Here is a 22,707-nt window from a genome sequence, read left to right on the forward strand (position 1 = left end):
TTGTTATCGAATAGAGGGGTCCCATGACACGACCTGGCCGCGGCCATGCCTGTGACAGCGGCTATGGCCACCTCCCCATAGGTGGCCACTTTGGGGCCTGGTTGATGGCCATCGTTTCCCCATGGACGGCCAGCTATCTGCCCGCTGGAGCCCATCCAGATCCGGTCGGCAAGAGTCGATCGGTGAAGAACAGTAGGGGGCGATCATGGAGATACTCGAGACCTACGACCTCACGGGCAGTTACCGTGCCGCAGCCGAGCTTGCTGGCCGTGACCATCACACTGTGGCCCGGTATGTGAAGATGCGGGCTGCCGGGCAGCCTCCCAATCAGCGGCGGCACCGCGCCCGCGCTATCGATGAGGTCCTCCCGAAGATCGAGGAGCTGGCGGTCCGCTTGCGATGGTAGATTCCGCGCGGGCGTCGTGCACCGGCGTATCACCCCGATTGGTTTCGCCGGCGGCGAGCGCACCACCCGACGCACGGTCGCCCAGGCCAAGAATCAGCGCCGGCTCAGTCGGCGCCGCGTCTACCGGCCCTGGGTCACCGAGCCGGGACTGTGGCTGCAGCAGCTACGACGGATTGTTTTCGATCATGAAGCTCGAGCCAGACCCGTCGGGGCCCTGAACCTGGCTGTTGTGACGACACCGCGCCGGAAACGGCATCCTTCTCCGCGGGACGCTTGTCAGCTTGAATTCGCAACATGGACGTATGCAGCCCATGGATAGAAGCTGACGAGTGGACTCCCGTTTCTCTGCTTGCCCATCGACGTGCGTTCACCCCTACGTTTCAGAAACCCGCAATCATTGGCCCTGTCGGACGTCGCTTGTGCCCATGCTGAAGTCGGAGTTCACTCTCGCTGATACGAAGAGGTCGAACCGGCGCGGCCCAATTCGTTGGATATGGTCGCACATGCGGCGGCATCTGCTCATCTTGGCGGTCTTCGTCATTGGCTCGGCAGTGACCGTGACCGTGAACTCGGCAGTGCCCCTCCTTACAGGCCGCGCGTTCGACGCCGTACTGGGCACCGGGCCTGACCGAGCTGGTGGTCTGGCCGTCGTCTCGCTAGCCTTGCTTGCCGCGGTCGTTGCGCGTGGCGGATTTGACCTCACCGCCCGCCTGACCAGTCAGGTCCTCGCCAAGCGCCTCGAACGAGATGCACGCGACGAACTCTACTTAAACCTACTTGGCAAGAGCCACACGTTCCACAATCGTCAACGGGTGGGCGACCTTATGGCTCGTGTTGCCAACGACATCCGCCAGTTGTCGCAGATGGTCAATCCAGGACTGGACCAGATCATAGACTCCAGCATGCAAGGCTTCATCGCGCTGCTGTTCATTGCAGCCATCGACCATCGCCTACTTCTGGTACCTACGCTCTTCTTAGCTATGTTCGTCCTCGCCCTGTGGCACTACATGCGTCAGCTCGGTCCGGTCTCTACGCGGATGAGAAGTCAGTTTGGAGATCTCAATGCTGGCCTCAACGAAGTGGTCCGCGGCATCGAGGTCGTGAAGGTCGCCGCGCAAGAGCCGCAAGAACGGCGCCGATTCGGTGAAAACGCTCGTCGCTATCGGGACTCGTTCGTACGCAATGGTCTCATTCAGGCTCGATACTTGCCAACGCTCCTTCTCGCCGTCGCTCTGGCCGGCGCATTGTGGCATGGGCTGGTCCTGTACGACGCCGGCGCCCTGTCGCTCGGCGACGTCGTGGCATTTATGGGGCTCTTCTGGCTGCTGAGTGTCCCAACTATGGTGTCGCTGATCACTTACCCTGTGGTACAGCTTGGCATTGCCTCAGCCAGACGCATCCTGACCGTAATGAATACCGCCACCGAGCTCGATCACAATCCGGCCGGCCACCAGGCGCCGATGCGTGGCGAGATTGTATTCGAGAACGTGACATTCGGCTACGACGATGGCGCCACGATTCTGAACAACGTAACGTTCGTTGCGAAGCCCGGTGAGACCGTAGCAATCGTTGGTGAGACCGGCGCCGGCAAAAGCACGCTGACCAAACTACTTCCCCGAATCTACGATGTCCATTCTGGTCGAATCCTGGTCGATGGCGTTGATATTCGAGAATGGAACCTCGATTCGCTCAGATCGCAGATCTCGACCATCGAGCAAGACGTCGTACTCTTCTCAAGATCAGTCGCGGAGAACATCGCGTTCAGTCTGGGCCAACGCGCTGATCGGTTCGACGTGGAGCAAGCTATCAAGGACGCACAAGCCCATGAGTTCATTAAAGAGCTAGACCATAATATTGACACCGTCCTCGGAGACCGGGGTGTCAACCTATCGGGCGGGCAACGCCAGCGGCTCGCTATCGCCCGCGCGCTGATCACCAATCCAGCGGTGTTAGTCCTAGACGACTCCACCAGCGCCATCGACTCGGCGACTGAAGACCGGATCCAGACGGCCATAAACCGCATGTCGGCTGGGCGAACAACGTTGCTCATCACCTACCGGCTCTCCCAGATTCGCCGGGCCGACAAGGTCGTTTTACTACGGCGAGGCCAGGTTGTCGATTGTGGTGGACATGACGAACTACTCCAGCGGTGCTCACTCTACAGACGACTCTTCGCGCGCTATAACGAGGTTAGGCTCTCCGTTGGAACCGGTAATACCAATGGACCTGACCAGAAACCGGTGGCCTAATGGCGTTCATTCTGGACGGCCTCGATGTCGAACGATACGATCGCACGTACCGCGACATTGAACTCTTGCGCCGAGTTTTAGGATACTTCCGATTAAAGTTACCAGCCATGATATTCGTCGTAGTGATGATCGTACTGCATTCGTTGACGCAGTCCGCCGTTCCTTTGTTGATTAGCCTAGGCGTCGACTCAATGGAGGCGGATTCCATCGCCGATACTGGGCTCTTGCTGACCGGAGCTATCTTCCTTATTGGCATACTCGCGTGGACATTCAGCTTCTTCCGCCAATGGTTCAGCGCAAAAGTCACAGGCGACGTGGTCCTCAAATTGCGGAATGACGCATTCGATGCGGCGCTCGAGCGGGACATGTCTTTCTATGACAAATTTCCATCCGGAAAGATCGTCAGCCGGATAACATCTGATACTGAGGACTTTGCTAACGTTGTCCATCTCACCATGATCCTACTCAGCCAGGTGCTGATGGTAGGCTTTATCACGGTCCTACTCTTCCTACGGGACGCCGAATTGGCCTTTCTGACCTTGCTGGTAATGCCAATCATCATAGGCCTCGCTCTGCTGTTCCGGCGAATCGCCCGGCGAAGCACCCAGCACGCGCAACGCTCCCTTGCTCGTGTCAACGCAAACACCCAGGAGGTCATGGGAGGCATCTCTGTCGTAAAAAACTTCCGCCAAGAACACACCGTCTACTCGGAATTCCAGCCGATCAACTATCAGAGCTACGCGGTAACTCTACGGCAAGGCTTCGTCTTTTCCGCCATGCTCCCCATACTTGTTCTCGTTGCTGGCCTTGCAACAGTAATGCTCGTACAGCTCGGTGGCACATCCGTCCTTGACGGGCGGCTAAGCGCTGGTGATTGGTACCTATTCCTTCAGGCAGTCGCCTTCTTCTGGCTGCCTCTCACCGCCATCGCGGCGTTCTGGTCACAGTTTCAGCAGGGCCTCGCGGCAGCAGAACGTGTGTTCGCACTAATAGACGCCGCTCCAAGGGTCGTCCAGCAAGACTCGCACCCGGTCGGCAACGTGGCCGGACACATCGAGTTCCGAAAGTTGACATTCGGCTATGAGCAAAATGCACCCGTGCTACGCGACTTCAACCTCACCATCGATGCCGGCGAGACAGTTGCCTTGGTAGGCCACACCGGCGCAGGGAAGTCGACCCTGTCAAAGCTAATTGCCCGTTTCTATGAATTTTCCAGTGGCGAATTGTTGATAGACGGCCGCAGCATCCGCAGCTTCAATTTGAGCGAGTACCGCCGACATGTAGGCGCCGTGCCCCAGGTGCCCTTTCTCTTCAGCGGTACGGTCGCCGACAACATTCGCTATCCGCGCCCTACGGCTACAGATGAGGAAGTACTAGCCGCAGCACGCCAGATCGCCGGTGGCGACTGGCTCGATGGTCTCCTCGACGGACTAGAGACGAACGTCGGCGAATTCGGCCAGGCCCTGTCCATGGGACAACGCCAACTCGTAGCGCTATCCAGGCTCATGATTCAGGACCCGGCCATCGTAGTCCTAGACGAAGCGACTGCCAGCGTTGATCCGCTGACGGAGGCACAAATTTCCGAAGGGCTCGATGTTGTTCTCGCCGGTCGCACGTCAATCATCATTGCTCACCGGCTGTCGACTATCGAGCAGGTTAACCGGATCATTGTCCTTGGCCACGGACGCATCATCGAAGAAGGTAGCCATGCCCTGCTACTCAACTCCGGCGGCCGCTACAGCGAGGTCTTCAACACATATTTCCGGCACCAGTCACCAAATTACCAACCTACGAAGCACCGTCCTGGGTCCCCTGCGAAATAGGCCCCAATCTCCTGTTCGGCGGCAGGTGGCATGCAGGATCCGAACTTCTACCCGAGGACGGGTGCTAAGCGGCTCACGGTGTCTTCTTGGCCCACGCTGACCTGCCTCAGGGTACTTGGTTGCACCGAGTGGATTCAGCTCGTCAGCGCCAGGTGAGCAGCTCCACGATCGCCGCCTACCGGGACGCGATCCGACTGCTACTCGTGTCTGCGGCAGCCAGAACCCACAAACGGCCGAGCAGCCTCGTGCTCGGCGACCTCGACGCCGTCACCCTCGGGGCGTTTCTCGAACACCTCGACACCGACCGACATAATTCCGCGGCAACACGCAACGCGCGGCTCGCGGCGATCCACTCCTTCTACCGTTATGCGATGCCCCGAGACCCCGAACACGCCCTGACGACTAGCCAGGTCCTGGCTGTCCGACAGCGCCGAACCGACCGAGCGGTCGTCGCCTACCTCACAGCCAACGAGCCAGAAGCGCTGCCCGCAGCCCCAGACCGCACCACATGGTTCGGACGCCGCGACCACGCCGTCGACGAGGGCAGGAAGGGCCGCGCAACACCACTGACGAAACAGACCCACTGCCGTGCTTCGAACATGGCTGCCCGGGATCAGCAGCAACCCGGCCGCATTCGTCTTCCCCACCCTACGCGGGAGCCGCACGTCACCCGACGCGGTGCAACGACTCGTGAACAAGCACGCCACTACCGCCGGGAACGAATGCCCGTCCATCAACACCAAGCACGTCACGCCACACACGCTGCGACACACCGCCGCGATGGCGCTCCTACGCGCCGACATCGACACCTCCGTCAACGCACGGTAGCTCGGTTACTAGGGCACCATCCTTCTCACGGGTGCCCGTAGGGTGCTTGTTGTTGGAACCCGGCGGAAGCCGGGGTGACGGTCTGAACCGATCGCTCGTTGAGGGCCCGCATGACACCACCGCCCCCGGCTCTCGCGGAGCTACGGACTGGCAACAGGGAGATGCGCCGCGGAGCGCCGGTTAATGACCAACCAGGAGTCGGCCTCGTCGCCGCCGGGTCGTCGCTGCCACCGCAAGGAGTCGTGTTGTCTGCACTCGGCCACGGACGAAAACAAGGAGCGCCGTCCGCATTAGTCAACCTCGATCCCGCCGCCATCAGGCCGAGCGCTACATTGCGATTATCAAACACCGAGTGGTGAGCACGCTATGAAGATCACGATCTATGGCTATACGACAAGGACCTTCATGCCTGAGGAATCGCAGCCTCACGTACAACTGACTCAATTACCCGTACTGCCGATGACACGCCAGGCTCGTCCCTGACCTTTGTCGACAATTCATGCGCCGCAGCCCTCGCCGCCGGATCATTCAGCGCTACTTGGATTGCGTTGGTAAGATCATCGGCCGTCAATCGCCTCTGAGCGACCGGCCCTGGTGCAATACCGAGAGAGCGCATTCGCCGAGCACTGAACCATTGGTCAGGGATCGACGGGCAGACAACTTGTGGCTTACCGGCTGCAAGGACCATCCCCGTGGTGCCCATTCCGCCGTGATGTACGACAAGGCTGACGTGTCTAAATAGCCAGTCATAGGGAATATTGTTTGTCAGAATCACGCTCTCGCCGAGGTCGGCCGCATCAAGCCCGCTCCATCCCTCGACCACGACCGCCCGCACCCCTGCGGACCGTATTGCCTCGCCGACCTGCTTACCCAGCCGCGCAGAATCCGACGCTACCGAACTGCCGAACGTTACGCAGATAGGCGGCGAACCGCTATCGATAAATGTCGCCAAGGATTCCGGCGGCTGCCAATCCTCGTCGGCATTTAGGTACCAAAACCCGGTCGTGTGCACCCAGGACGGATAGTCGACCGCGTCAGGAAGAAGGTGTTTCGTGAACGGATGCAGAACCGTGGTCGGAGAGCCGTCCGCCTGTCGGAACATCCCGCCACGGCGTTGACCAACACCCAACTCTGCCTTTCGCCAATCGGCATGTCGACCAGCAAACGCCCAAACGACAAGTGGGCTCGTGATATACGAGGCTCGGTTCAGGAACGACGGTATTTTGAAGGGTAATGATGGATCTGGAAACGCCTTGGTCGCCACCCAGTAGGGTTGGGGGCACACTACAATGGATGGCACGCCGAGATATTCGGCGACGTCGTGCCCAGGGACGGTTACGTGGTGTATCACTACATCATGAACCTGACCATCGGCCTTGATTTTCCTAGCCATCTCCGCCACTTCGTCAAGATAGGTCCGCACAAGAGCACGAGTCTTGCGGATCGTCCGAAAGAAGTGTCTCTTCCCTCGAAGGCCGCGGAATTTGGTCTCAAGGCCACGCACAACTTCGATATCATCAGCTAGGACATTCGGTCCATCGTGAAGGCGCACAACCCGCGAACAGTATGGCTCGCCCATTCCAACAGATGCCGTTGGCCCTGCCAACGTCACGTCATGACCGACACCCTGTAGCTCCTTGGCTAAAGCAACAAACGGCTGCACATCGCCGCGACTGCCGTGCGTGATCAATAGAATCTTCATGACACCCTGCCCCTATCCTTTCGGGGAAACCTTACCTGCTCCATACAAATTCCCTTCACCGCATTGGCCTTAGAACGCCGGGGCCATCATGTCGTGACACGAATAATGTTAAGATAGGGAGAGAATATACAAAATGCCCTTCCCTGAACTAGGAGTAAAATCACCCGAAGGTCATTAGGCTTCAGTTCCTCACATCGCCACATCCTCCAGATTTCATCCTTATGCAACCTATTCTCGTTCAAGAAGGGCAGACGAAACCCTCTGCAGCGTCTCCTTAAGCGCCGATTATCAGACTCTCGACAACACAACTCTGGGCGTTTTTGACCTGCCCATCAAGGGGGCTACTTTAACGTCGCTATGCCATCCACCAGCCACCGTGTTCCGAAGCTCAGCTCTCTCAGATCTGGATTGAAGATGGTACTCGTTTAGCACATGGTCGAAGTCGCGCGATGAATTGTTGTGGAGGAGCGTGACAGGGAGCCTCAGCATCACCTTCTCCGAAAGGTCTTCCGGATCCGCCGATTCTGATGCCGTCAACGGGGCGAAGCTTGCAGCGTCGTGAGATCGCCCCTCTGCGGCTCGATACCAAAGGATGGCGCACCAGGGAGCCTATGCACCCGGGCGAGAGCCATTCGGTCGAGGAGCTTCCGCATGCTGACAGCTCGGGTAGGCGAGAAGTACGTCATCACGACTGTCACGGCAGGCTCGGCGGCTAGCAAGTGTGCTGGCCGGTCAATGATCAGATCCAGGCGTCGTCGCTGTGCCCGTCTGCGGCACCATCCCGCGGGTGTGAATCCATGCGAGGTGAAAGAGTTCGGCCGCACCGGCAGGGGCAGACCTACGGGACCGAGAGCTCCGCCATGATCGACATCGCGACCATCGCCGGTAATGGTTCCGGCCATGCGACCATCAGAACCACGCCGGTCTATCTTGACGGCCGCGTCAAGCTCACACCCCGAGCCGTCCAACACGTTCCTGCTTCGACCAGCGTGCATCTGACCAGTTAGCTGTTCAGGGTACTCATCGCACTCGCATCCGATCGGTCGCACCACGACTGCCATACCCACGCTCCAACAACCGCGACATAAGGGCATCATCGCGATCGCAGCACCGGTCACCATAACCACACGCGTTCGACACCCCATCTGGAGATCCTTGTTCAAGACCGGAGACTTTAGGCCGCGCCTACAGGTCGATTTGGATGAGCCAGCAACGTCGGAATGTATCTCTGCGCAGTGGCGCATTAGAGCACCAGCTCATTCCTGCTCCGCGATGCCGACACTCCAAAGCCCCCAAAATACCGCCGGCAGAACGAGCAGGTTAGCGACCTTGCCCTTTAACTACTAGTCTTCAGCAGTTGCAAGGTTTCGCTTAATCTAACTGCTAATTGGTCGACATGAGCTTCGCTCAGCACCGCCACATTCGCGAATATTGTCGTCTTAATTGAACCGTCTGGCTGTGGATGGAAAGTATAGTCTATATCGCTTCTCAGATCTGATCGTTCCATCACAAGATCAGGGATATCGACGGTTTCATGAAAATCCTCATCCTCGAATAGTCTTCGGAACTGCACCCCACCATCCTCTATATTACGCGCCGGTCGCGGCATATAGTTTATAGCTATATCCGTCGGTGGCCTTCGGCGGTCGCGATCGTCGAACATATCTGAGAGGGAATCAAATGGTAGCCAGTGATCATAGGCCTCCGACACTGACTCATCGAAGGCTGCTACCAATTCTCGGAGTGTCAGACTCTTTGGCACTTCCACACGAACCGGTAAGAAGTCTGCCAGGTTGCCAACCACATTCAGGAACTCCGTTCGCCTTCTATTTGCCGTCGCCAGTCCAATTGTCACCGTTCCCTCTATATAATCTCGAATCGACGCGATCACGACCGCGCCGAGAACTCGCGCTTGGGTCGTTCCGAGTTCTCGCGCTAGTGTATGCATTTCGCGGGCACTCGAGGTCGGGATCGGCTCGCACCTTCGTCCCCTCATCCTCGCAGATCCGTTTTCTGAGTCAAAGGGAACATCGATTCGCAACCGGGGACGCTTTTGCCCTATATGCCCTTTCCAAAACTCCCTATACTCGCCCAGATCAACACTGTTCTCCCACAGTGCATAGTCAGCAAGCTGCATTTCGAGTCGAGGAAGTCTGGGGAGTCGACGCTCATACCGTGCTCGGTATAGTTCGACGAGGTCACGGTAGATCACCCCCGATGACCAACCGTCGCAAATGGTATGATGAGCGCTCAGCACTAAGATATGTCTATCTGCTTCAACCTGGCATAGCCGGGCTCTTGCCAACGATCCACCCTGCAGGTAGAACGGCGAATACATCGCCTCCTGAATGTGCCGAACCCATCCCTCTTCGCCAGTCTGCTCTGTCCCGAATCCATCGAAGGCTTCTAGCGCGATGCGCCCACGTTCATGGACCAGTTGTTCAACTCCATGACCTGAACGAATGAACGTCGTCCTTAGGGACTCGTGTCGCACGACAAGGTCTTCTAGGGCTAAGTCAAGCACAGTCCTGTCGTACGCTTCTGGAAGCTGGAAGAGTACAGGGATATTTACCTTCGACCATTCCCCCCTGTGCGCATAGAAGAACCATCTCTGCGAGTACGTGGTCGGAAAATTGCGCCTGAAGACGGTAGGATGGCCGTACTCTAGATTGAGAGTCTCCTTTCGGTAAGCCTGTCGCGTTGGTCGGCTACGCGCTTCTCCGACCGTTGAAGCGTTCAATACTCGTGCACAGAAATCACTCAGATTGGTGGCCATTAGCACGTCACGCTGCTTAATATCAAACTTCAGCTCGCTCCGAACACGGCCGACGACCTCCATCGCGCCAAGTGATGTTCCTCCCATCTCGATGAAGCTCAAATTTGAACTAGGAGCTTCCTCGCCTAGTGCGTCTGCCCAGAATCGCTGAAGGGTGGCTTCCAGGGTACTCGCGCTTGGCACGGCACGGCTGCCACGAAGGTAACTGGCAAGCTGTTCGCGAAGACTATTCTTGAGAACCTTCCCCGTTGCATTGCGTGGAATTTCCTCTATTTCAACGACTCTCTTTGGTGACCTAATTGGCCCGAGGCGCTCCTCTAAGAACGATTGAAATGTTTCTGTGGAGAAGTTTTGCGCTACCTTGACCGCTGCAACTAGATACTCGCCAAGTATTCGGTGAGGCATCCCCACGACCGCAACATCGATCACTTCTTGGAATTCACGAATGGCCGCCTCGACCTCGATCGTCGATATGTTTACGCCTCCTGAGATCACCAGGTCTGAGCTTCGATCAACGAGATAAAGGTACCCGTCTGAATCTAGATACCCGATGTCTCCGGTCCGGACCCATCCATCAGGAAGGAATACCTTCGCTGATGCTTCAGGATCATTAAGGTAACGTCGCCGCGGCGCCGCGTCCATGCCCAACTCCACATGACCGCGCATGCCTCGTTCGAGGATATCTCCATGGTCATTTACGATCCTGATAGAGCCCGATCTGTCGGCTCGGCCGACTGATCCGGGACGCATCGGATCGTACCGGACACGCGTTCGCGCTGGCCAAGCCTCCGTCGATGTATACATATTGACAGTCGCCGCAGTCGGAAATAGGCCGTCTAGCTTCCTTAGCAGAGCTGGTGCTATCGGTGCACTCATCGTCCTGACGACCTTCACGGACGATAGATCGAAGACCGTTGCGCTGTCGAATCTTACCAACGAGCCGACCAAAGCTGGTATCAGTACGACATCGGTCGCATGATAATTTTCGACTGCTGCGAGGAACTCCCGGTTACTGAATTCCGGCAGGGTAATAATTGTGTGCGCAGTCATGTCGAGGGGCTGCAGAAGAAGTCCTTGGCCCGCCAGGCTTCCTGGCGGTAGCGCGTGCAACACCCGACGGGTCCCCCCACGACGCTTGCTCTTGGAGTGCGTGAACAGCACGCTAGCGTGGGTCGCGACCACTCCTTTGGGTGCACCAGTAGTTCCTGACGTGAAGAGGATTTCCGCGTCATCTCCGGGACCAAGGGCCAACGCAACTGGCGTATCCAGCTGCCCCTCCTCTAGCTCCGCGTTGCTGAGAGCCCAAGCGGCATCGGCAGAGCTATGCGGCCCTCCAACCACACCGACAGCTCCTGCCTCCACAATCAGTCGAGTGATGTGTTGCTGGCCGTGCAGTTCAAGCACCGGCACCGCGATGGCACCGGCCTTCTGGACTCCAACGTAGGCAACTGCATAGTCGATCCAGGACATCGGAGAGCAGGGAAGCACAATGCGGTCCCCCTGCTGCACGCCACGCTCCAAGAGTCCTCTGGCGAGGGCGTTTGACCGCCTCTCCCATTGACCGAACTCCAGCTTGCCCACACCTACAACTTCGTGCGCGACGTCAGCCGGACGCTCCGCCGCTCGTGCCCGGAGGCTGGCCGGCACGGTCGTATCCGTAGTGTGTTGTGCCATACGAAGAGCCTGGTAGGTGTGCGGCATCCGCGCGCCGGGACGAGTTTCACCTTTCGTGTTACAAGCGCAGAACAGGCAGGCAACGCGTCTTCTGTGACAGCTCGGACGCCTTTGCCATCCACGGACAACCCGTCATGCCAGGACGCGCCATCGCCAAGGATCAGACAGGCCGCAGCAGCAGAAGCCAGTCCTCCCAGCTCGGCAGAGGAGCCCATCCGCGGTAGCCGCTCTGAAGCAGCGCGGTGCCGTCGTCATCTGACTCGATTACTAAGTCAGGTCCCGGACTACCGGTTCTGGGATCGATGATCTGTCCACGCCAGCGCCGATCTCCGAGTTCTCGCAGCCTTACCTGGGCAAGCGACAGTTGATCACCGATCAGTCCATGGCCGGGAAAATAGAAGAGACGAGGACCATTCTCTACGCCTGCCGCATAGGGAAGGCACAGATCCTTCTCGCTAAAGTGCGGTTCAACCCATTCCGGGTGAGGCTTGAACGCATGCCAGGGCAATTCGAGTAGCAAGCGACGCCCGACGCCCAGTTGTGCCGCTCCAGGGAACTCTGCGGCGTCTTTCCAGGTGGGCGCCAGCCCGGAAAAGAGCCCAGGAAGGTCAGGAGTGTTGAACGCCCAGATGCCATGAGCGCCATACGAGTGACCGGCGGCTCCCGACAGCATGTGTGTCCAGAACAGGAAGCGCTGAGTTTCCTGCCAACTGGAGCCCGCGATGCCTTCATAGCAGGATTCACCGTTAATCACCGGCTTTGTTGGCTCATGTGCTAACGCCTCGTGCAGGGCCCCGACCGAGGGTGCCAGGCTACGCACACCCTGGTGCCCAGTCTGCAAGAGCCAGAAGTCCACCAAGCGGTCGTCTTCAAGGAACTCCCATGGTTGCCTCGCCGGGATGGAATGGATGGTTATTGGCCGCCCGAACGGTTCAAGTTCTCGGACTCCACGCGCAACTTCATTCAGTCCGGCCAGTTGCGCCGCGACAGCGGCTTCGTCCAGGTCCAAGAGCGGGACGATCGACCTACCTAGCGAGTCCGCAGCATTGTCGTCGCCGTGCTCAAGCTTCCATGTGGATGGCGGCTCGCCCGCGAGGCACCACACAACGGGGTACGCGCCCCAACGTGCAATCAGCTCACGCCAATGCCGCAACAATCGCGTCGTGCCCATTACCCGCACATAGTAGGCCCATGCCCCGACGATGCATGGTATGAGGTCGTGCTTGAGAAGCTCCCTGATCCTCCGGTCCGCCTCGTCGAACCACAAGACGTTCGGCGCGCTAAAATCCTCCTCCCAAACCCAGCCGCTGGTGCTTCGCCCCTCGGGGCCGAGGGGAATCGTTTCGGGATACAGGCCGGCTACGATCTGCACCACGGAGAACCCTTGCTGAGCGCGCGTGCCGGCCAACTCACCAAACTCTCTCTGGGAAATCCTTTCAGTGAAGCCGTGCCACCAGGTATCGGCGAGCCACAAGAATGGACTTCCGTCCTCGTGTTCAAGATGCCTTCCGTCATCCGCTACCCGGACTGGGCCGTGCCGCAACACCCCGCTTGCCTTTGGCTCCGAGATCACGTCAACGACGCCGGTCGGGTGCGTCAATGCTTTCATGGCTCCGTTCACGCTTGCTCGATATCTATGCGTGCCGATAGTTCCCGAAGAGTAACGAACCCGCCACTGTCCGCAGCTCACGAACGCCGGAACAACCTTCGTATCACCGTTTGGCGACTCAAATACAACGTCCACCGTGGCAGCGTGAAATCCGTCATCATCAGCACTACCAAGACCGACTTCTGCGACCCTGTGCTGTGCAACCTCAAAAGACCTCATTACCAACACTCCATCAACTCGATGCCATTTTACCGCTAGCACGCTCCGAGCTACTTATCCGAGAGCGTTCGCCGAAGACCGTCGCAGTACCGCAGAGGTCTTCTGCATAAGGCGGATCATCCCTGAAACCGGACACTAAACGCGCGCAACGTATCGCCGCTTGGAATCGATCGTCTTCACGATGCCAGCGCCGAAGCCTTCTGTTAACGCCCAAATAGACGGCGAATTCCCCCGACCATGCTCTCAGCGAAGTCCGTCATACCGTGACCACACGGCACCTCATCGAGCACGACATCGAAACCCATCGAATCAAGCTCTTTGAACAGGGTCCGGTTAGATCCGAGTATCTGACTCTCCGGCCACCTGCGAGGGTCGACCTCTAAGAGACCGGCCTGCAAATGTATCCGTGGCCGCTCGTCAGGCGCGACCTTTCCCGCCGCACCGATCAATCCGTCAGGCAGGTCGTCAGAAGGGATTTCAGCCGGGGTTGCCAGGGCTAGGACATTTCCAAACGTGTCGGGATGGCGGAACGCCGATGCGAGAGATACAAATCCGCCACTACTCATCCCACATAGAGTAGTGGCGCGCACATCATGCTTAAGTCCGAAGTGTCGCTCAGCAATTGGCACGATCCTAGTTGCCAAATATTCGGAGAAGGCGCTTATTTCCGAATGATCCTGCATTCGCATCAATCTAGTACCGGCATCTACGAAGACGACGCCCGTCGTAGGGATATGGCCGTGCTCATGCATCCTCGACAATGCAGAAGCTGTATTCTTACAGAAAAGGAAGTCCCAACCGTCGAGAATTATGAGGAGTCGCTCAGGTGAGGTTGCGAATGATCCTACCCTGTGAAACCACAGCCGCCTAGCCCTTCCATCACCGTCGTCGATGTAAATTCGCATGTCTGACCTCCCGCCACGGTCCCCTGACGGAAAGCTCCAGATGCGCTCTTCGGCACCGGGGAGTTCAAGCAGCGAATACTGCGTGGGAATATCTGGGCGCCACTCATTATGCGGTATTTCCAGCCTATGAGGGTTCAACGGGTCGACTCGCCATCGATGTGGATCAATATCGGACCTCAGGGGCTCATCGGGCGAGAGCAGATACTCGGACCGCACCCCCACTGGGAGTCGTAGACTCAGCGCCATCACGTCCGATTCTCCCACCCGGAGCAGTAGGTTGTTCGCGAAGTCAGACAGGACAACGAACCAGCACAGCGCCACATGTTCAAGTTCGCTGCTCGAATCTCGATAGAGAAATGTGACGCAACGGGCATCGGGCTCGTCCGGAATCTCCTCGACCAGAGGTGAGCCGGCGTCTCTGACCATTCCCCAGAACTCCTCCGTGGCGTGGGGGCTGACCTCCACTTCCCTACGAAGAGCTTCTATCCGGGGCGATGGAACCTTCTGGCGCCACCTCAATTCATCCAACTCACCCATGGGCTGCATCCCTTCACTAGAGCCCTCTCCACCTTTGACTTGTCATGATCCGGCCACATGTTGATACCTCTGCCGTAGAACCACTTCACGCGCGTGAGTGTGAACAAATGCGTCGTGCGGAATCTAGGTCTTTGCAGTTAGTCGCCACCACATTGGAACCTGCCACTGACGGAAGTTCCCTTTCTTAGGCAGTTATCAGCTCATGATGAAGACAGCGTGTGAGATGGCCGGGTGCCGATTCCACAAGAGGAACACTATCTTCAGTGCATTCCACGGATGCCAGGTAGCACCGGGGAGCAAAGTGACAGCCCCGCGGCCAGTAGCCCGGACTTGGGACTCGGCCAGGAATCGCGGGTATAACTCCACCCGGCTGGGTTCGGCGGGGCGCAGAAGCAAGCAGGCCGACGGTGTAGGGGTGGGCCGGCTGAGTGAACAGCTCCGATACCGTACACGACTCTACGACGTGTCCCGCATACATGACATACGCTCTACGGCAGTTCTCCGCAACAACACCCCAGTCATGGCTAATCAGCAGAATGGCCATCCCTCGCTCGTGCTGGAGATCTCTCAATAGTTCAAGGATCTCTTCTTGCACGGTCACGTCCAGCGCCGTGGTCGGCTCGTCCGCGATTAGCAAGCGAGGCTCGCCCGCCAGCGCCATGGCTATGGCAACTCGCTGCGCCATTCCCCCGGAGAGTTCATGTGGGTAACGTCGCGCCACCTGGCCCGGATCCGGCAGTGCTACGTCGGCCAGTAGATCCATCATCCGTTCCCGGCTCGCGCGCCGTCCTTCACCATGATGTCTTCGTACCAGCTCGCCAACCTGCTGTCCCACCGTGAACACAGGGTCGAGACTTGCGATGGGTTCTTGGGAGATCATCGCGATCTCAGAACCTCGCAACCGGCGAACTGCCCGCCGTTCCGCAGTCACCATGTTTATGCCATCAAAGACAACGCTCCCTCCCGCCACACGCCCACCCGCCGGCAGTAGCCCCAGCACGCTCTTAGCCAAGATCGACTTCCCGCACCCAGACTCACCTACCAATCCCACAGTTTCGCCGGACCCAATGTGTAAACTGACATTCTCAACCACGGCCGCAGGACCGTTCTCGGTTGATAACGTCACACACATCGACTTCACTTCGAGTAGCGGTATTTCCCGGCCTTCCGCGGCATCTTGAGAGGGCGCCGGCGTTGGCTCTGCCTCTACCCGGTGCTTTCCGCGCGATGGCCGAACGACCACTCTGGCGCTCCGTTCGGCCCTGGCGTCTCGAATAGAGTCTCCTAGCAATGCGAATGACAAGGTCGCCAATCCCAGCGTTACTCCGGGGGGGACAAGAAGCCACAATTGTTGCTGCATTACGGTACTCGCCTCAACTATCATTCCCCCCCATGTTGGCGCTCCCGGATCGACCGCAAATCCGAGATATGCGAGGCCAGCGTCGATCAACAGAGCTGCACCGCAGAATAACGACCCATGCACCAATATCGGACCAGCCACCTGGGGCAAGACGTGTTTGGCGATGATGTGTCGGTTAGGCAGCCCGATGACTTTTGCGGCAGAAATATACAGCTCGTTCCTGACAGCCAAGGTCACAGCTCGGACTACGCGGGCGAAGCCCGGTGCTCCCAGGATCCCTAACGCCACCATGGCTACGACGACATTGCCACCGAATACTGAAATAACGACCAGTAGCACGATAAGGGCAGGGATCGCAATCAATAGATCTACCACCCACGCGAACACACGGTCTGTCCACCCGCCTAAGAACCCCGCAATTAATCCACTGCTAACGCCTACCAGCAGATAGGTCACCACTGCGATACTTGCATTTACGAAACTCACTTGCCCCGCATACATCAATCGACTCAGCACGTCTCTCCCCAACGGGTCCGTCCCAAGGAGATGCTCGGCTGTCGGTCCCAGTAATACTCTTTCGAGATCCAGGGCGCCTGGATCGTATGGCGCAAGTACTGGAGCCGCTACGGCTGCTAAAAGCAGAATTGCCAAATAGCACAGCGACGCCACAGCTAGCGGACTTCTCAGAATAAAGCGAGCCACCGGCTGTCTGCCGGCTCCTCCGCCGGAGCTGTCGCCAGCAAGGGACACGTTCGATAGTTGAGTACCCCTCGTGATCATGTCACTCATGTCACTCGCACCTTAGGGTTGAGCCACCCATACAGCAGATCTATGCCAAGATTGATCACGACCACCACGAGAGCAAGCATCACTACAACTCCCTGCACGACCGGTAGATCATGTTGGTTCGTCGCCTGCACCAATAGTCGGCCCACTCCCGGCAGTGAGAAGACATTTTCGATGAACACCGCCCCGCTGAACAATCCTATGAACATCAGCCCGGCTAGCGTCACGACCGGTATTGCGGCATTCCGCAGGGCGTGCCGAAGAACCACCGACGATTCCGATGCTCCATTTGCACGCAGCATCTGGACATAGTCGCGCGACAAAGCATCCAGCATTGAATCCCTCGATTGTTTTGCGAAGACAGCTATCCCGGATAGTGCTAAGGTCGACACAGGCAGGATCATGCTTCGCGCCCAGTCGCCTACTGACACATCAATGGGAACATATCCCGTTGCTGGAAGGACCCCCAACGTCACCGCAAACAAGCTCATCAACAGAAGACCCAACCAGAAGCTTGGCATCGCGAACCCCACCAAGGCCAGTACGTCAATCAACTTTCCCAGGCGGCCACCCCGGACGGCGCTGGCCACTCCCATTCCAACGCCAACTATTACCGTTACGATTGTTCCAAGAACCACTAACGACATCGTCACCGGGAGCCGGCTGATGATCGCCGACCTAACATCTAGGCCACTGATCGGAGACGTGCCCAAGTCTCCACCGACCGCGCCTGCGAGCCAACCTCCATATTGTGCAAGGAGCGGCCGGTCAATGCCCAGTTCTTGTCGCAGTTCAGCATACTGTTCATCTGAATAACCTCCACCCAGCCCTCCAGTGGAACCAGACCTCAGGATAGTCTGAGCCATATCCCCTGGCGCCAACGCCTGCAACACAAAGGTAAGCAGAGAGATAACGAATATCAGCACAACCGAAACCAACAATCGCCGGACCACCAGCCGAAACACCGCAATCCACCTCCTTCCAAGGTCAACCAGCATTCCACCAAATGAGCTCGTCGTATCGTTCTTAAAGATAGGCGCAGACGTGCACCAGTGGCTTGCCCTACTCGACGGCGGGTCGAAATTCGGTCGGCCATGGGAAGCTCGCAAAATCAGTCCATGGAAGATTCACCACTTGATCGTCATAAAGGACAGCTTCGCCGAATATAACGATGGGAAGGAACCACGCCAGTTCCGCGACTCGGGATATAATTCGTTGATCCAACTCCTCCTGCACTTCAGCGTCGGCTATCGCAAGCTCCTCGTCTAACTCAACAAGCTGCTCGTCAACCGTCCCAAATGCATTATTCGGAGAATTGGGCAACCACCAACTTCTGCCCATGCGGAACGGAGGATGAATCCCCCAACCCATCAGGATTGCTCCATATTCGCGATTAGTCGAACCATCCCCCTGATCGAACTGATTTCCGGGAACAGCATCGACTTGTAGTTCAACTCCGACTTTGCGGAGATCGTCGGCGACCGCTTCGGTAAGCCTCGTGAACGCGTCATCCGGCGGAATACGCACTCGGAACGAGAAGCCTTCGCCATAGCCCGCCTCCGCAAATAGTTGGGCCGCGCGATCCGGGTCATAAGGATAGAACGGCTCATCGTTCCAGCCCGACCTGGACGGTGCAGACATCTGGTCGGTTGGCATCCCTAGATCTCCGAACAGAGCCCTTGCGATCTTTTCGCGATCAATCGCATAGTTCAGGCCTTGCCGGACCCGAACGTCACCAAGGGCTGGCTCTGTTTCCCCGTCACGGTCGATGAGTGCGAACCCCTGGACAATCGGCATGCCGGGACCTTCGACCGCGAATCCGGCCGCCTGACCAGCCTCGATTATCGTTGCGTCGGCACGCATTAGATCTATTTGCCCAGATTGCAACGCAGCCAATGCGGCACTTAGTTCGGGCATATGATGAATCACTATCTCGTCCCAAAAAATAGCATCTTGGTCCCAATAGTTTGGATCAGGAATCCACGTGTAGTGATCACCCATGACTGTGCGTCCAGGATCGATCATGTATCGCCCCACACCAAACGTGCCCGTTGCAAGGACACCAGGATCCTCTAGCGCTGCTGGGCTGATGAGAATCCCTGGACCGCCCCAGTGCTGCGTGAATATTGCTGGCATCAAAGGGTCGGGCTCGGACACATGGACTCGCAGCGTCAGATCGTCGACAAGTTCCACGTCAGTCACGGACCCAAGAAAGGCTGCTGACTGGCTGCCCGCCGCGGGATCGAGCCTATAGTCGATATTGACCTTGACAGCCTCAGCGTTCACAGGCTCGCCATCCGTGAAACTCAGTCCACTGCGAAGCCTGATCTCAAAAGTCTCATTCCCATCACCCACGTAACCCCACTCCTCCGCTATTTGGGGTTGAAGTGATCCATCAGGAGCCTCGTAAATCAGTGAGTCATAGCCTAGGGGAACGCCCATTCCTCTTGCGGGATCGAGCGTGTCGGGCGCAACGGTCCGGTCGTGAAATCGCAAAACAAGCGACCTCTCATTGGGAGTTTTAGCATCGACACCTTGTCCCGATGTGCCGGGCCCGCCGTCGTCGTTGGTCGAACAGGAGACGGCCGCTGCTCCGGCTGTGAGCCAGAATAGGCGTCGTCGTGTAAGTTTCCCATCTCTACGTGTCGGCATTGTCAATTCCGATCTTCTCGTCGAGTTGAAGAGCTTAGTGACCAGCCCGACACGGCGACGCGTGCGCCGTTACGGCCGAGGCCCTGTAGATCAGCGGCATTCTCAAAGGGATCCTTCACGCCTTCCGTCTTGGGTTGTTAGAAGCTCCCTCCCAAATAGTTGGCCAGCTAAATTGGCCATGGCGAGAAGATCATGGCGATTGCGGGGGTCGGGCGGAGCCATCTTTACGCTGACTGGACAGGTACTGAGGGCATGCGGCATCGATGGCGAGCCCGGCCCGCCTGCACCTCGACTAGCTGCCCGTCTGGCAGAGCTACCTCCGCTAGGGTTCCCGGAGGCACGACGACATCGAGCACGAACGAGTCATTCTCAACCGTCCAGGAACTCTCAATCCGGCCATATGGAGAGTCATGCATGGCGCGGGCGAAGGTGAGCCCGCCACCGGGTTGAGGAGCGATTCTGAAGGTCCGGTACGCGGGAGCGTGGTCGAGGATCTGGATGCCGGCGACATGACGATGGAGAAAACTAGCGACCGCCCCCTTACTGTTGTGATTCAGGGACCCAACGCCGGCCGGCGCACTGGGTCGTCCCGCCTCGTCGAGGCCCGACCAGTGTTCCCACATTGTGGTGGCGCCGCGGTTGAGCATTGCAAGCCACGACGGTGCTTCCTCTTGAAGAAGGAGCTGGTAGGCAAGATCGGTGTGGCCATTGTCAGCGAGCGCGGGCAGTAAGTCCGGCGTGGCGAGATGCCCGGTCGCGAGGCGAGTACCGGCTTGGCGTATCAGGTCGCATAAACGCTGCGACACCTGCGTGCGGTGTGCGCTCGGGACTAAACCGAATGTTAGCGCCCTAACGTAATTGGACTGAGTGTCAGGGCGGAGCTTGTTATCCGAGCTGAGAAACTCTTGTTGCCACCCGGTTCTTGTCACAGCGGCCAACTCCGCATACCGCAGAGCGTCGTCATCTTGACCAATCACATTGGCGATCTTCGCCATAAGACTTGCCGAATGATATAGATATGCCGTTGCAATATGCCCATGATCAGCATCGCTCAAGCCGGTGACATAAGCCTGCATATCTTCTCGCCCAGCATTGTTAGGGAGCATGTCGGGCTCCAGCCATTCTCCCCAATGAAAGCCAGTGTCCCAGATGTAGCGCTCATGCTCGGCCGGGATCTGGCGCTGGGCGACGCGGGCATGGTGGCGCCGTTCTCGGGCCCTCTGGGCGGCATATCTCAGCCACGCCGTCATCGACGACCACTGGGCCCGAAGAAGATCCGTGTCACCATAGACGAGATACGCACGCCATGGCACGATTACCGCAGCATCCCCCCAGCCCGCCGACCCTGGCGGCATGCCAGCTTCGCTTTGAATCTCATCAGGCATGTGTTCCGGAGCACAGTGACGCACAGCACCGCTGGGCAATTGTTCAGCAGCGAGGTCTCGCAACCATTTGGTCGTGAATCCTGCGACGTCGAAGAGGAAGGCGCTCGTGAGAAACGACAGCTGCCAGTCGGCGGTCCAGCCAGCTCGTTCCCTTGTCGGACAGTCGGTTGGAATGTCGCACATATTGCCGCGCAGAGTCCACACTACAGCGTCGTGTAGCCGGTTGATGCGTTGATCACTACACTCGAACCAGCCTGTTCTGCGGTTGTCCGTGTGGACGACAACACCTGTCACATCATCGACAGTCAGGTTGCTGGCACCTTCGACCCGCACATACCGGAAGCCATGAGTGGCGTGTCGCAGTTCAACGTACTCACCGGGCTTGCCACTCGCGATCACATGGTCACTCTGGAAAAATCGCGCATGTTCGGGCGGCGAGTCGTTGATGTGCTCGACTGTGACATCACCCGTGGAGTCCAGTACTTCGCCGTGTGTCAGCGTTAGCGCCGTCCCGGCTTTCCCTAGGTTGGATAGGCGAATCCACCCATTGATGTTCTGTCCAAGGTCGACGACATGCCGTAATGGTGCGATCCGGGCAACGGTGACGGGGCGCAACTCCTCCACTCTCCGGACCGGCGGTGCGGGTGACGAGGTGAGCCGCGACAGGTCGTGCTCGACGACCGACACTGCTATCGAGCCGGCTGCAGCAGTGGCGCCAGGAGAGAACCAGAACTTCCCTCGGCGACTTAGATCCACCTCATGACCATGCTGCAGATCAGCTCGCAACAGCGGGCCAGATGCGGCCGTCCAGTCTGGACCAGTCCCGATCCGTACGCGCGTCCCTGCGTCGTCGTAAACGTCGAGCTGCGCCAAGAGCCCAGGCCGTTGGTCCCGGTCCCTGAGTCGTCTCGCCCATGTCAACCACCCCCCGGACACGACGGCCGTCAGAACGTTCTTGCCAGGCACAACGAGGTCCGACACTGCGAACGTCTGCGCATGGAGTTGTGTGTCGATGTTGGTGAATCCTGGGGTTAGTTCTGCGTTGCCTACTCGTTTGCCGTTGATGGCGAGTTCGTATATGCCGTGGGCGGTGGCATAGAGGCGGGCTCGTTGTATGTTGTGGGGCAGGGTGCAGGTTGTGTGCAGGTACCATGCTGGGTGTCGTGGCGTCGAGGGTTCTCTTGTGGTGTGCGGTGGCTCGATCCATTGCGCCTCCCAGTCGTCGATGCTGAGCAGGCCCATTTCCCACCAGGCTGGCTGGGCCCAGTCGCTTTGCCCGAGATCAGTCCAGACTCGTACGGTCCAGTCGATCCGTTGCCCCGACCGAAGCGTTGGACCGTCGTACGGCACCAGTATCGAGGTGGCGGACTCCACCTGACCTGAATCCCATTCCCCTGCGCGTAACTGATAGGCGAGCTGACACCGAGCACCGTCCGGTAGGTGCCACGACAGGCGTGGCTGGTGCATCATGAGCCCTAGCGGGTGATCCAGATGCTCCACTTTCAAGTGCGTCGGCGCGGTCATTGACAACCTCCATTCGATCACTGGTGCCTCATCCGGATAACGAGCGATGCTGACAAGCCCGTGATTATCAGTCAACAGTCGATGGAGCTGCTGAACGCCCTGGTCACAGGGGTATGAGTTGGTTGCCTGGCTGTGGATCGGCCCGTGGGGTTAGTGTGGCTAATTGAACAGTGCTTTTCAACCTCCGTAATCTCGCAAGCTAGGCTTTGGTGAGGTTTTCGATACATGTGTTTCGGTAACGGAAATGCCACTAAGGCCTGGTCAGGTACCAT

At 58.2% G+C, this 22,707-nt stretch carries 11 protein-coding genes and 3 pseudogenes; 5 read left to right on the top strand and 9 right to left on the bottom strand.

Going from position 1 to position 22,707, the window contains the following annotated elements; translation table 11 throughout:
• Positions 1 to 205: 205 nt before the first annotated feature.
• From G8760_RS11665 to G8760_RS11685, 5 genes and pseudogenes are all read left to right on the top strand, one after another.
• Positions 206 to 566, top strand: a pseudogene (locus G8760_RS11665) (IS21 family transposase); the annotation flags it as partial.
• Positions 567 to 909: 343 nt separating this feature from the next.
• Positions 910 to 2,655 carry an ABC transporter ATP-binding protein gene (locus G8760_RS11670; RefSeq protein ID WP_207782257.1) on the top strand — a complete coding sequence of 582 codons (1,746 nt, stop codon included), beginning with the start codon at positions 910 to 912 and terminating at the stop codon, positions 2,653 to 2,655.
• Complete coding sequence (locus G8760_RS11675; protein ID WP_166351039.1) at positions 2,655 to 4,478, top strand: ABC transporter ATP-binding protein; 1,824 nt, start codon at positions 2,655 to 2,657, stop codon at positions 4,476 to 4,478. Before G8760_RS11670 ends, G8760_RS11675 begins: the two co-directional genes overlap by 1 nt.
• A 152-nt stretch (positions 4,479 to 4,630) precedes the next feature.
• Positions 4,631 to 4,843: pseudogene (locus tag G8760_RS31110) on the top strand (site-specific integrase); the annotation flags it as partial.
• Between the two features lie 223 nt (positions 4,844 to 5,066).
• Positions 5,067 to 5,306: a tyrosine-type recombinase/integrase gene (locus G8760_RS11685; RefSeq protein ID WP_166351041.1), complete on the top strand. Its 240-nt coding sequence runs from the start codon at positions 5,067 to 5,069 to the stop codon at positions 5,304 to 5,306.
• A 403-nt stretch (positions 5,307 to 5,709) separates the two neighbouring features.
• On the opposite strand, the gene G8760_RS11690 is transcribed toward G8760_RS11685, so the two are convergent.
• The 9 genes and pseudogenes from G8760_RS11690 to G8760_RS11725 all read right to left on the bottom strand — a co-directional run bounded on the left by G8760_RS11690 (position 5,710) and on the right by G8760_RS11725 (position 22,435).
• Positions 5,710 to 7,008 carry a glycosyltransferase gene (locus G8760_RS11690; protein WP_166351189.1) on the bottom strand — a complete coding sequence of 433 codons (1,299 nt, stop codon included), beginning with the start codon at positions 7,006 to 7,008 and terminating at the stop codon, positions 5,710 to 5,712.
• Between the two features lie 1,336 nt (positions 7,009 to 8,344).
• Positions 8,345 to 11,485 (bottom strand): class I adenylate-forming enzyme family protein, encoded by a 3,141-nt coding sequence (locus G8760_RS11695; protein ID WP_343074386.1) that lies wholly within the window; start codon positions 11,483 to 11,485, stop codon positions 8,345 to 8,347.
• Positions 11,486 to 11,618: 133 nt separating this feature from the next.
• The gene (locus G8760_RS11700; protein WP_246222509.1) at positions 11,619 to 13,067 is read right to left on the bottom strand and encodes an apiosidase-like domain-containing protein; all 1,449 of its coding nucleotides are present in this window, start codon (positions 13,065 to 13,067) and stop codon (positions 11,619 to 11,621) included.
• A gap of 21 nt (positions 13,068 to 13,088) precedes the next feature.
• Positions 13,089 to 13,286 (bottom strand): annotated as a pseudogene (locus G8760_RS31115) (DUF5060 domain-containing protein); the annotation flags it as partial.
• 203 nt (positions 13,287 to 13,489) lie between these two features.
• Complete coding sequence (locus G8760_RS11705; protein ID WP_166351047.1) at positions 13,490 to 14,728, bottom strand: alpha/beta hydrolase-fold protein; 1,239 nt, start codon at positions 14,726 to 14,728, stop codon at positions 13,490 to 13,492.
• A gap of 184 nt (positions 14,729 to 14,912) precedes the next feature.
• The gene (locus G8760_RS30810; protein WP_207782258.1) at positions 14,913 to 16,877 is read right to left on the bottom strand and encodes an oligopeptide/dipeptide ABC transporter ATP-binding protein; all 1,965 of its coding nucleotides are present in this window, start codon (positions 16,875 to 16,877) and stop codon (positions 14,913 to 14,915) included.
• Complete coding sequence (locus G8760_RS11715; protein WP_166351049.1) at positions 16,874 to 17,839, bottom strand: ABC transporter permease; 966 nt, start codon at positions 17,837 to 17,839, stop codon at positions 16,874 to 16,876. The genes G8760_RS30810 and G8760_RS11715 overlap by 4 nt, the downstream gene beginning before the upstream one ends.
• Before the next feature lie 97 nt (positions 17,840 to 17,936).
• Positions 17,937 to 19,526, bottom strand: a complete 1,590-nt coding sequence (locus G8760_RS11720) for an ABC transporter substrate-binding protein (RefSeq protein ID WP_343074387.1) — start codon at positions 19,524 to 19,526, stop codon at positions 17,937 to 17,939.
• Between the two features lie 224 nt (positions 19,527 to 19,750).
• Positions 19,751 to 22,435, bottom strand: a complete 2,685-nt coding sequence (locus G8760_RS11725; RefSeq protein ID WP_166351053.1) for a family 78 glycoside hydrolase catalytic domain — start codon at positions 22,433 to 22,435, stop codon at positions 19,751 to 19,753.
• Between the last annotated feature and the right edge of the window lie 272 nt (positions 22,436 to 22,707).

The organism is Phytoactinopolyspora limicola (assembly GCF_011320225.1).
GTDB classification, from domain to species: domain Bacteria; phylum Actinomycetota; class Actinomycetes; order Jiangellales; family Jiangellaceae; genus Phytoactinopolyspora; species Phytoactinopolyspora limicola.